The following is a 12,527-nucleotide window of genomic DNA, read 5'->3' as shown; positions in this document are numbered from 1 at the left end:
TGCGTTCAAGGGGAGTCATTGTGAATACGTTCATGCGTCGATTGGGGGCGTTGTCGCCGGTCATCACGTTTCTGGCGATGTTCTTGTTCTTTGCATTGATTTCGGACACCTTCCTCAGTTCCGAGAACCTCTTGAATATTCTGCGCCAGAATTCCGCGCTGGCCGTGATGGCCGTGGGGATGACCCTTGTGCTGCTCATTGGTGAAATCGACCTCAGCGTGGAGGGCATGGCGATTCTCGCGGGCGTAACGACGGCAGCGTTGTATCAGGTACTTTCTGCAAACGCGGGCTTGCCTGCGGTGGTTGTTCAGGGCGTGCCGATTCTCGCGGCTCTTGTAGTTGCTCTCCTCTTCGGACTTGTTACGGGCAGCGGAACGGCACGGCTTGGGGTGCCTTCCTTCATGATGACGCTGTCGATGTTGCTGATTACGAAAGGCATTGCCCTGCGCATCACGCGCGGCAGTCCCATATTCGACATTCCCCCCGTGCTGTCGTTCATCGGAAACAAGTCGTGGCGCGTAGTCACCTTTGGAAACACGGCGATCGAGATTCCGTACATTACGATGGTGGCGGCGGTCTTTCTCGTTATGGCGTTCATTGTGCTTCGCTTTACACGCTTTGGGAGGCATATCTACGCAGCGGGCGGCAGCCGAGTGGCCGCGGAATTGTCGGGCATCAATGTTAAATGGGTCACGACTATTCCGTTTTGTGTCTGTTCGGTCACCGCGGCGTTTGCCGGCATCTTGCTGATAGGCCGTCTGGGCAGCGCTCAGTCGGGTGGACTCGACAACATGCTGATTCAATGCGTGTCCGCTGTCGTACTGGGCGGCACATCGCTTTTCGGAGGCAAAGGCGGCATCGCCAACACGGTAATCGGCGTATTAACGCTAGGCGTCCTCTACAACGGATTGAATCACGTGCAGATCGACATCTACTTGAAAGACGCGATCAGCGGCACCATTCTGATGGCGGCGCTCGTGCTCAATGTCACGATGTCGCGAATCCGAGGCAACTAGGAACTTTTGCTAACGCTGTTCACTCGGGAAACTTGTCGATTAGCTCGCCATCTTTGCCGAATGCCGTGTAGGTGACGCCGGCGGGGGTCACATCGATCACCCAGAAGTGACCTGTCTGCAGTGCTTTGGCTTCATACCACCGCAGGTCGCCTTCAATCTCTCTCGGATCGACACCGAAACTGCCATCACCGATATAGAGGGTGCCATCGGGCGAAACCTGGTTCCCGCGCAGCAGGTGTGTGCGCTTGAAGGTGTGGTCGTGGTTTTCGAACGCGGCGGTCAGCTTGTATTGGTCGAACAAAGGCAACCAGTGTGTGCGCCCCAGGACGGAGCCTTTGCCCTCGAAATCGCGGTGGCTGGGATACAAAGGCACATGGTAGACCGCAAAACGATAGGGCACATCCTTGTTTCTCTCAAGCGCCTGATTTAGCCATTCTCTTTGCGCGCCATCGTGCGGCGCGATGTGTCCCGAATCCAGTACGAATAAAGCGATGTTCGATCCGAACTTGCGTTCGTAATACGTCAACTCCGATTGGCGCCCGAAGTACTCGAAATAGAATCTTGCGCGTTCTTTCGGATCGGGCGAATCGCTCTTGTTGGTTTCGTGATTACCGATGGCGGTCACAACAGGGATGGTCCGGCCATTGGGCGTAATCATGAGCTTCTCCCAATTGTCGAACCACCGATCCCACTGCTTATAGTTCTGCACATCGGCGTTGGCGTAGGCGATATCTCCGCCCACAACCAAAAACAACGGGTCCTTTTTCGCCGCTTGTTTTAACAGCGCTTGAGTCAATGGCGTCGAATCCATGTCGCCGCCCGTAATGAAGCGTATCGGCTCGTCTCCGGCGGGTACCGTACGAAACCACCGCTCTTCTGTGAACCCGTCCTGCACGCTTCCCGCCGTAAAGTAATAGTTGGTGTCCGGCTTTAGGCCGCGCAGTGTCACCGTGTGAATGGTGCGTTCCACAGGAAGCCCCGGAACTTGGAGCGTAGTTCCTTCCGCCTGATACGAATACCCACGCAGATGCTTGCGCGATTTTGTGTCGTACCGAACCGTCGAGTCTTTTATCGGCCGCTCCGTTTGATAGTTGACGGTGATCGATGTGCTTGGATCTCCGGGATAGGTCAAATACAGATAAATGGGTTTCGCCTGAGCGGAGACGACAAGCACCAGAAGGCTTACCGTCGCAATGAAGGCGCGGGAGATACTGCTCAGTTCATTCTTGAGACTGTTCGGCATGTTTCTTCCTCTCTCCAATACATAGGACCGATTCGTCGGATCCGGCGGATCGGTCCTACAATCTCGTGACATGATTGCTCGGACAGAATAGCACGTGTGGCCGGACATGAGAAGCTTTGAGGTAAGACAGGAATGAAGAATCCCTGTTGTATGCTTTAGCCCTTTGGAGACGGTGGCTTGTGTGTGATTGCATCAACGCTATACCAGACCGTCTTTCCGCAAAGAATGCCCTCCTTGCGCATTTCGTCCAGCAAGCGCGGTATGGGTTCACTCCGAATCAGTGTCTCACCTGAACCCTCGTTCTTCCACTTCACAAAGAGATACCACGCAATCGTCTTTGCGGTCTCGCCGCCGAAGAGATAGTTGACTTCACGGGCTCCCGCGTATATCAAGGCGGCAGTCAGACGGCCTCGCCAGTTTCGAGAGAACGATTCTCTTGCGGCTAGCGCGATATTCAGCCGCGTGTAAGAACAGCTGGTGTATTCATCACGAATCGATTGGGCCGTTCCGCTTAGAAGCTGTCTCCATTGCGCGGATGTTCGTGAGCTGGTATTGACAAACTCGGCACAGAGACGCACACAGGAGTCGCAGACATTGCACATGCGTCCGCTAAAGAGAAATAAGGCTTGGTCTGTCCTTCTTCTACAGAGCGAGCACGCTTCCTGTCTATGTCCAGGACTTTCCTTTTCCTCCAGCGCAGCAAGACACTCAGGATCGTCAAGCGCCGCTTCAAACGAAATCACGCAGAGAGCACAGATTTTGAATTGGGCCGCAGACAGGACAATCTCCGTGTCGGGCTCTTGCTTGCCACAGAATGAGCACGCCGGAGATATGCAATCGCTACGGCTCATAAGCGGCTTCTTCCCTCCCGGCAGATGTGGCGACTATCTCGTTTTCGATATCTGCTGCACCACAGAGTTCCGGGTGCGAATCGCCAACAACTCGCGGACAAGCGTGTTCGTATTCTGCGGAGTAATCCCCGTCTCCGCGCAATACACTTCCGGCTCGAAAGGTTTTCTGGCACCGTTCACGTGATGACCGTCCGTGGATACCGTGAACTGGACCCCCCGTTCTGCCAAGGGTTTTATATCGGCGATAAACGCGGCGCGCGCCACGGGGTCGTCCCAGTACCCGCTCGTGCCGTGCGCCATCTCGATATAGACCGACTGACCTCGCAGCAGAGCCGCGACTTCTTCCTGTTCACCCGGTTTGAAGAATCGGTAATCTTCCACGGTTAGTGACTTGATGTCTTTTCCCGCCTTACGTGCCACCTTTTGAACTTTCTCCATTCTCATTGAGAACGGATGGAACACGATCATCGGCACGGGGAACTGCTTCTGGACTTCAAGGATTTGTCTGATGCGTTTGATCAGAGACTGACCGTTTGGCGCATCGCCAGGTGAGTTGGGTGATATGTGCCAGCCGATGACTTCGGCCAACCGCATAGGCTCCGTGTCCAGTTCTTCATCAAGCTCCGTCTCGCTGATTTCCCAGCCTCGAAACGTGATCACGTCGTTGCGAACGCGAAGTGACGCGGCATCGTCAAGAAAGGCCTTCTGCCCCTCGAATCCCAGCGGATACCACTGCTGCAATCCCTGATTCTTCGTCCAGTCGGCGAGTTCATCCGGTGTCTTTCGGTAAAGCTCAATGTGATCGAGGACGACGATGACTTTACGACCGTCTTTGACGGCCAGATCGATCCATTCCTGCATCGGGACCTGGCGCTCCATCCCGCAATGGAGATGCAGGTCCATCTCATCGAGTTGGAACAAACCGGATACCAATGCGGTACCGGGCAATGCGCCCGAAGAGGGTTCGCCGGCATACGCGACGCCCCCTGCAACAGCCAACACTACCGTGCACACTCGAAGGCACTTTCTCATTTTACTTTTCCATTCTTGGCATCGAACTGTACCGCTTCTCGCGGGTCCGATACTTATTTGTTCCGAAACGCAAACGCAAACAGCTCCGCACTCTTCATCTCAAATTGCACGACGATGGGTTTGCCGATCAACGCACTTACATCCGATTGCCCGTTCCACGTCGCGATATGCCGCAAGTTGTCTCCGGAGATGGGCGCCGAGCTCTCGAAGCCAGGGATAGGTTTGCCTGCGGCGTCGAGCAAATGAACGATAATCGAACCGCCCTCGGCCGTTCGCGCGTTGACCTCCAGGCGGTTCCCCGTGAACACAACGGGCACTGTGGTCAGCACGCCGCCTTCGCCAGGCGCATCGGCGCTTACGAAGCGGTCCAGTTGCCAAATAGCCAGGCCAATCGATCCGGTCTGTTCCTTGCCTCGGCCGGTGTTTTCGGCTCGGTAGAGGCAAGGCGTCCCGTGCGTGTACGTGGAGCCCCCGTAGTACAACCAAATCTCATCGCCGACACGCAACGCGCGCGACTGCGTTTCGAAGAACCCACGGTCCCATTCGTCGAGTCTGCCGCGTTCGACGCACGGAATACGAAACGGCCGTTCCCAATTGTGCAAATCACGCGTTACGGCCAACTGCAGTTCGCCAGGACCCTCGTGGTTTCCGTAGCGCGCATTGTTGTTGATAGTCAGCATCCATACGAAACCAAGCGTGCAGGACTCCGCGGGATAAACGCCCATCCCGTAGAACTCTGTCCGCATGAGATTCGGGTCGTCGGGGACATCCAGAATCGGGCGCACTTGTTCGATGCGCGCGAGGGAAGAGGCGTCGTCGCGCAGGTCGGCGGTGATGACCAGTTCGGGTTCGGTCCACGTCTGGAAGTCGGCACTCGTGATCATCCAGAACACACGTCGGTCGTGCCCGCGCACGACGGCCCCGATCTTTGGGAACGCGACATAGAGCTTTCGCTGCTCGTCGTAGTACCCGGTGATTACGTCGCCGCCCCTGCAGAGCGGCGCCGTGCTCAGGGGCGTCCAATTTAGTCCGTCCGGCGACGTCCATGTGTGGTAACCGGCGCGCTTCTGGTCCCACCCAATCATCTTGTATCGTCGCGCAGGGTCCGGGTCCGCATCATCTTTGATGACGCTCGGCAAGATGATGTCAGCGGCGATGACATTGTGCTCGGGATATGCGTCCGTTTTGACCGTCCCTACCGGCGGCTTTTCCCAATGGACGCCGTCTTTGCTTGTCGCGTAGTAGACGGCATAGTTGGGAAACGCTTTCGTTTCCTCCCCGAGGTACCACATCTTAAAGACGCCTTCCGCCTCGTCGCGGATGACATTGCCGTAAATCTCAACCCGCCACCCTTCCCATGGGCGGTCCGCTTTTAGAATAGGGTTTTCGGAATGCTTCTTGGCGGGATGCAACGTGAACGCAATGTGCGACGCGTCGCGCACGAGCACTTGGTCCACGAAGAGTTGCGACTTGTCTTCCACGGGAAATGGCGAGACGGATCCCTGGGCTGACGCACCCAGAGACGCAAAGCACACCAGTACACACACGAGCAGGAGTTTGGAGTCCATGGCAATCCCCCTCCGATTTGTTGCCCTGCCAATACGGTAGGATACGCAGAGCCCAAATCTCCAGAGGATTTTGCCTCGACCGCCAGTTCCTGTTTCGTCAGCGATTTGCGTTGGCGCTTAATCGCGCCGACGCAAATTGCGGACTAACCTTCTCCCCGCTCCAACGCGAGTGCCCTGGGAAACAGAATGTTGTTCTCCTTGTGGATGTGCTGGTGCATGTCCAGTTCCAACTCGTGAAGTCCGTCGAGTGTCGCGCGGTAGGTATTGCAGGCCCAATCCGGAGGCGTGAAGCCGTCGGTCAACGTTCGAATCGCCTCAAGAGCTTCTCCCGCCGAGTCATGTTCCGCTTCCATCACGCGAATCGGAGCCGCAATGGTTGCAGGTGAACACGCGCATTCTGCATCGATGCCGCACAAGCGGCGAATCGCCGGAAAGAGTACCCGCTCCTCTTTCATCAGATGAGATTCAAGCTCGGCTTGAAGCTCCGCGAAGATGTCACGCAGTTGCCCCAGACGCGCGTCTTTCTCTCCGTGTACTTTCGCGACCTTGTCGAGAAGTTGTTTCAGCCGCGGCAGCTCTCGATTGAGGTACGCATGGTGGGTTGCTTCTATCAGATCCGCCAACTCGGGAAGGGGCATATCCAGATGCGATGCGGATTCCGCAGCCGTTCCGTAAGGCTCGACAGCCGACAGCCGTTCGAGAACCGTGTTTACATCGAGCCCCTTCTTCGCACACGCGTCTGCAAGGGTCTTCTTGCCTCCACAACAATAGTCCAGGCCCAAGGCCTCAAATACGCGGGATCGGTTGGGTTGCTGTGCAACAATCTGACCGACAGTAGTTTCCGGAAGGATGGTAGTCATAACGCTCTCCCTGGTCATCGTGCCCGTTGTCTTATCCCGGATTTATCACGAACACACTTGAACCTCTCTCGTAACCAGTGTGTTTACGAGGCATGCGGCGAAAAACAACGCAGTTCTTCAAACAAAGAGTGTGTTCTAGAGACATCCTCATGGCATAACCTCAAAGTCTTGCACGTGAGCAATTTGCGTTGGAACTCAATTGCGCCGACGCAAATTGCGGACTATGTGTAGACGCTCTTGGCGCCAGAATCTATTCCCGCCATCTAAATGCAGGCCACGGCCACAGGACCTTATCACATACGGCTTAATCCTCACGGCTTAACCTTCTTGCATCATTCGTGCCCGGATAGTTATAGTGTGACGCTGCTTGTCGGGGTGCATGTACTGACCCGCCGCCAGCTTGGCGGGGGCTAGGGCGTGGCTGCGGCCCTGGAAAGCTGTCAATCAATGGACATAGGTGTGCGACTAGACGTTGGTCGTGGGCTAGGTGTGGTCCATTGGCGACCCTTCAACGAGGATGTGGAGAAAAGTATGAGCAAGGCGAAATTGATTCTCGAAGGGAAGGAATACGAGTTCCCCGTCATCGTCGGAACGGAAAACGAAGCCGCAATTGACATTTCCACGCTCCGAGCGAGGACCGGCGCCATAACTTACGACCCCGGCTATGGCAATACAGGATCGTGCAAGAGCGCAATCACCTTCATCGATGGGGAGAAGGGGATTCTCCGCTATCGCGGATATCCTATTGAGGATCTGGCCGTCAATGCTCGGTTCACCGATGTATGCCACCTCCTGATCTACGATCACTTGCCCAATGAAGTTGAACTTCAGGCTTGGCGCCGCAAGCTCACCATGGAAAGCTTTGTACACGAAAGCTTGGTCAACTTCTTCGACCACTTCCCGCCGACGGCGCATCCGATGGCGATCCTTTCGAGTATGGTTGCCTCGCTGTCGACCTTCTATCCGGACGCAAACGACGACCAGTATCTTGACCTGGACATCATCCGGATTCTGGCAAAGGCAAAGACCATTGCCGCGTTCTCGTATCGTAAATCGCGCGGCGAACCGGTCATTTATCCGCAGGCTCATTTGAGTTATGCCGCAAACTTCCTGCGCATGATGTTTGCTTCGCCCGCCGAACCGTACGAAGTGTCGCCGGTAATGGAACGCGCGCTGAACATGCTGCTAATTCTGCACGCCGATCACGAGCAGAACTGCAGTACTTCCACCGTACGTATGGTTGGAAGCAGCGGCGCAAACATGTATGCCTCCATTTCCGCGGGCATCAGCGGATTGTGGGGACCGCTTCACGGCGGCGCCAACCAGGAAGTGCTTGAGATGCTGGAACGGATCATGGCCGACGGCGGCAACTATAAGAAGTACATTGAGATGGCCAAGGACAAGAGCTCCGGTTTCCGGCTGATGGGCTTTGGCCACCGCGTGTATAAGAACTTCGATCCTCGCGCGACTTTGTTGAAGAAGATGTGCGATGAAGTCTTGTCGTCCTTGGGTATCTCCGATCCGCTGCTGGATTTGGCCAAGCATATTGAAGAAGTCGCGCTGAAAGATGATTTCTTCATTGAACGGAAGCTATATCCGAATGTCGACTTCTACAGCGGCATCATCTACCGCGCCATGGGCATTCCCACAAACATGTTTACGGTGATGTTTGCAATTGGGCGGCTACCGGGATGGATTGCGCAGTGGATGGAGATGCGCAAAGACCCCGATAATCGCATTCATCGTCCGCGACAGGTTTACACCGGCGCCACAATCAGGCCGTTCACTCCCGTAGACTAAGCGGACGGCTACTCGTAACAATCAAAAGACGCCCCGGAAAACCCGCCGGGGCGTCTCATTTTGTTCGCAGGTATTGTCAGAAGACTTGCCGAAACTCGCGGACAAGTCACCCTAAGTTTGGAGCTAAAAGTCTCCGATGTCCCCGTCATCCAGGGGAATCACTTGTTCCGGCTTCACGACTCCTTTTTCACGCTGCAAAGCCAACTGTCCTGCGGCTCGTTGTCTGCGTTCAACGCGCGGTACAGTCGTCTCCTGAATCTTCTTGGGCTTCATACGATCCCGGGGAGGACGCTTGGCAACTTGCTGCATCCTCGAAGTGTCTTCAGCCTTGGACCCATGGATCAACCTCACCAACTCGTGAACCATCGCGTTCAATTCGGTCGCCTGCGCGTTGAGTTGCTCGCTTGACGAGGCGGACTCCTCCGACAATGCCGCGTTCGATTGCGTCACGCGGTCCATGTTGGAGACTGCCTTGTTGATTTGGTCGATTCCCTGGGCCTGTTCGTTACTCGCGGCCGCTACCTCTTGGATGAGATGCGCCACACGCTCGATTGAAGTCCCGATTTCCTGCAATTGGCGCCCCACAACGGCTGACGCTTCGACACCGTCTCCTGCGTTCTTCTGCGATTCTTCCACGAGCGCCGCCGTGTTTCTTGCCGCTTCCGCGCTGCGTTGTGCGAGGCTGCGAACCTCCTCCGCTACTACGGCAAACCCCTTCCCAGCCTCACCGGCGCGCGCGGCCTCAACGGCCGCGTTCAATGCAAGCAGATTGGTCTGGAAGGCAATCTCATCGATGGTCTTGAGGATCTTTGCCGTCTCTACCGATGATGCCTTGATGCGTTCTATCGCGCCTGACATCTGCGCCATGGCGCTTTGCCCCTGTTCCGCCGCCTTGCGCGCAACTCCCGCGGTCGAGCTGGCCTGGGTAGCATTGGCCGCATTCTGCTTCGTCATCGAGGCCATCTGTTGCAGTGATGCCGAAGTCTCTTCCAACGATGCAGCCTGATCGTTTGCCCCAATGGCCATTTGCTGGCTCGCGTTCGACACTTCCGTGGAAGCGGTCGAAACCTGAGCCGCACCCTCGAACAAGCGCTGAGATACAACAGATACCGGCTTCTCAACGAAGTAGATCGCAAATAGGGCAAACATGATTCCGACGGTCACAAGCGCCACGAATGCAATGCTTCCCGCGAACATCATCGTCGACGCCAGCTTTCGGTCCGCTTCATCCAGACTCTGAATTACCTCAAAGGCCCCGTGAGTCTCGCCGACCTTCCAGTTCTCCATCTTCTGGCCCAGAATGTCCAATCCCTGATCGTTTCCCCATATTTCCTGAGAGGTCTTGGGGTCGCCGTGGCAATACATGCAACGCTCGGAGAGCTTCACCGGACGGAAGTAACGTACAGCGTTCTTCTCCGGGTCAATCATGTGCCACTCGCTGCGCTGTTCCTTTTCTAGAATATCGAGCGCCTTCTCCTCCACGGCATCCGGTTCATTCTGAGAGTTGCGCGCCTGGCGCTTAGGCGTTCTAAAGGTGTAGTTCCCTTCTTCCGACTTCGACATCGCCGCCTGCCAGGCGGACACTACGGGCACAGCGCCAAGAATCTTGGTTTGCCCTTCCTCGCCTTCTTTCCCCCATGCCTGCAACATCTCCAGGGTGAAGACGCCCTGTTTCCACTTCTCTTCCATGCCTTCCCGCGCGCCTTCCGCAGTCAGGCAGATAGACCGCGCCTTGTCTACATACGCATCGATTGTTGCGTTCCGAGACTGGGTGTAGTAAAGAAAGAAGAGGGCACCAACCAACAAGGCAGGAAGTAACGTACCGAGGGCAATCAATCGCGCCCGCAATGACCATTTGCTTGTGCTCACCCGTGGACTCCTTTCATCCTGCCTTCTATCAAATACAACCTGTCCCTTGACTTAATGGGGATTAAGTCCTTCAACAACAAATGCCTGGGCTACGACTCGGCGTCACTTGTCCATGAATGCAACATACAGATTGGACTGACCCCGAGTGAGTCATAAAGGAGAGGCGGAACATCTCGCCTATGCCCCCAGGTAAATACTGCCCTTACGGACAAATTATAACCATAGTGCAGAATAGAGTCAACAATTTCCAAAATTTGCGGCTTGTGCGGTTTTTGCAATGCCGTTTTTATTGAATATCGAGTTGCCGCCGTCCAGTATCTCTATTTGACTACTCCGTTCGCCCTGCCTGTTGACTCGATGGCCTCTTGACGCATAGTATCGCAGACATGGGGTCTTCTATCTCGCAAAATTGGGTTGCGTACATACTCTTGGGTCTCACCGCACTCAGCGCTCATGCCAGCGTGCAGATTTCGTTGATAGCCGGCGCGGGCGGGGTAGTGCGGCCCGGTGCGATCACGCCCGTTCTTGTCACCCTGCAAAACGACGAGGTGGATAGGAACGGAACTGTTGACGTAAGTCTCACGAATGCGAAAATGGCGGTCAGCAGGGCGACTAAGACGATTGAACTGCCGCCGCACTCCCGCAAGTCCGTCTTTCTTTACCTTCCCGCAACTTTAGCAGCACCTGACCGGGTTAAAGTCCAATACAAGGCCGGGAGGAACAATATAGTCTCCGAGACCAGTGAGCGGGTCACTTCTGTACCTCCTCTCACGCCCATGATAGGAATAATTGGTCCGATACCCCCAGGTTTTCCAGCAGCTATAGACGAAAGGGGTAACATTCTCAGCACTCGGGTGTTTCTGACGCCGGAACAACTGCCCGATCGTTGGGAAGGACTACAGATGTTTGATGTCATTGCCTTCTCAACTGCAATCAAGCATCCCTTGGAAAGTAATCGCTTGAGCGCATTGCACAATTGGGTTTTGCGTGGCGGCGTCTGGATCGTCGACGTTGACGCGAAAACGGACGGGGTGATGAACTTGGCGTCAGGAGACATGCTGCCCCTGAAGCCACGCGCCTTGGAACTGCTCAACATTTCCCACTTTGGCGGCCAGACAGAAGTCATGACCGGCATCATCGACCGCGCCACGACCTTGCTGGAGTCGAACGGCATCCCTCTCGTCGTCCGTCGCAACATGGGCCTGGGAAGTGTTGTGTGCGTAGCGGTGCCCCTTGAAGCCCCGGCTGTAAGCAGCTGGGAGGGCTGGACAGCTATGTGGCAGCAGCGGATACTGGGGTACTTGTTTGCCTCCAGTCAAGATTCAGGTTCAGCCAACGGCACACAACCGAGCACGGGATACAATGCGCTAAAGCTCATCACGGCGGCGAAGCCGGTCCAGCAACCCCGCAATAGGATTGCCCTCGTTGTACTCTTGACTGCCATGTATGCAGTGGCTATTGGCCCGCTTGACCACAGCTTCGTCAAGTTCCTGGGGAAGCCTTATCTTACGTGGGTCACGTTTCCCATAATTATGGTTGTCTTCACAGCGGGTTCTTGGTTGGGAGCGAAGTATCTCGTCGGAGGTGAACTGGGCGTACGATTTGTTCAACGGACTCTGTATGCGCCGGGTGTAGTAACAGCCACTCAGTGCCGCCTTTCTAGCCTGTTCACTCCTGCCACGGGCACGTATGCGTTGTCAGACGAATTGGGCTGCTTGTTCCAACCGTTGAACCCATTAGCCGAGATTTGGCCGACGCTAAAGCCCGCAACCTTTGAAAATGACCAATACGCGACAATCGACCGAGTCCCAATATGGAATTACCGCGTGTATCTGAACAGCACCGCAAGTACGGCGCCCTGCCCAGTCGGTCTACGTCTGGAGTCTCCCAACGGAATAGAAACCGTGTCTATCGCGAACATGGGCAGGGTCGACCTGGAGAATTGTTGGGTCTGCTACGGAACACAAGTTTGGAGCGTGTCCGGCTCCATCAAACCAGATTCAGAGACTTCTCTTGTCCTCGACAGAGCCCAATCCAGCGAATTTCCAAGCCGACTACCCAGCGAGGCATTTGCACGCATGGGGTGTCCATCTCAGGCAGATGGACTCCAGCAATCTATAACCCGAGAAATGGATGCGCGCGCCGCATTGGCCCGGGGTGGTCTACTCTTTGTGGCGACAATGAATACAAGAGTTCTCGGCTCAATCCTCGTGAATGGAGAGACACTAACGGGAGACTGCCTCGAACGGCTGGAAGTCATCGTCTATCCGGGGCAAGATGGGCCGTGA

Annotated in this window: 9 protein-coding genes; 3 read left to right on the top strand and 6 right to left on the bottom strand. The window is 55.6% G+C overall.

From position 1 onward, the window contains the following. Positions 1-20: 20 nt before the first annotated feature. A complete protein-coding gene (locus K1Y02_01115) occupies positions 21-1,016 on the top strand; it encodes an ABC transporter permease (GenBank protein ID MBX7254929.1) in 996 nt (331 codons plus the stop codon). A 19-nt stretch (positions 1,017-1,035) separates the two neighbouring features. On the opposite strand, the gene K1Y02_01110 is transcribed toward K1Y02_01115, so the two are convergent. The 5 genes from K1Y02_01110 to ric all read right to left on the bottom strand — a co-directional run bounded on the left by K1Y02_01110 (position 1,036) and on the right by ric (position 6,570). Beyond that, the gene (locus K1Y02_01110; GenBank protein MBX7254928.1) at positions 1,036-2,259 is read right to left on the bottom strand and encodes a fibronectin type III domain-containing protein; all 1,224 of its coding nucleotides are present in this window, start codon (positions 2,257-2,259) and stop codon (positions 1,036-1,038) included. Between the two features lie 155 nt (positions 2,260-2,414). Continuing rightward, on the bottom strand, positions 2,415-3,110 hold the full coding sequence (locus K1Y02_01105) for a hypothetical protein (GenBank protein ID MBX7254927.1): 696 nt from the start codon (positions 3,108-3,110) through the stop codon (positions 2,415-2,417). Between the two features lie 33 nt (positions 3,111-3,143). Then, positions 3,144-4,142, bottom strand: coding sequence for a hypothetical protein (locus K1Y02_01100; GenBank protein MBX7254926.1), 999 nt, complete (start codon positions 4,140-4,142; stop codon positions 3,144-3,146). Between the two features lie 53 nt (positions 4,143-4,195). Then, on the bottom strand, positions 4,196-5,710 hold the full coding sequence (locus K1Y02_01095; GenBank protein ID MBX7254925.1) for a hypothetical protein: 1,515 nt from the start codon (positions 5,708-5,710) through the stop codon (positions 4,196-4,198). A 143-nt stretch (positions 5,711-5,853) separates the two neighbouring features. Next, positions 5,854-6,570 (bottom strand): iron-sulfur cluster repair di-iron protein, encoded by a 717-nt coding sequence (gene ric / locus K1Y02_01090; protein MBX7254924.1) that lies wholly within the window; start codon positions 6,568-6,570, stop codon positions 5,854-5,856. A gap of 531 nt (positions 6,571-7,101) precedes the next feature. Here ric and K1Y02_01085 point away from each other — a divergent pair. Then, a complete protein-coding gene (locus K1Y02_01085) occupies positions 7,102-8,370 on the top strand; it encodes a citrate synthase (GenBank protein ID MBX7254923.1) in 1,269 nt (422 codons plus the stop codon). Between the two features lie 123 nt (positions 8,371-8,493). Here K1Y02_01085 and K1Y02_01080 read toward each other — a convergent pair whose 3' ends face one another. Next, positions 8,494-10,239: a DUF3365 domain-containing protein gene (locus tag K1Y02_01080; GenBank protein ID MBX7254922.1), complete on the bottom strand. Its 1,746-nt coding sequence runs from the start codon at positions 10,237-10,239 to the stop codon at positions 8,494-8,496. 902 nt (positions 10,240-11,141) lie between these two features. Between K1Y02_01080 and K1Y02_01075 the strand changes: the two genes are divergently transcribed. Further along, on the top strand, positions 11,142-12,527 hold the full coding sequence (locus K1Y02_01075) for a hypothetical protein (protein ID MBX7254921.1): 1,386 nt from the start codon (positions 11,142-11,144) through the stop codon (positions 12,525-12,527).

The sequence above is a fragment of the Candidatus Hydrogenedentota bacterium genome, from assembly GCA_019695095.1.
Classification (GTDB): Bacteria; Hydrogenedentota; Hydrogenedentia; order Hydrogenedentales; family SLHB01; genus JAIBAQ01.
Note: the sequence above shows the minus strand (reverse complement) of the source record. Positions and strands in the feature narration are given on the sequence as shown.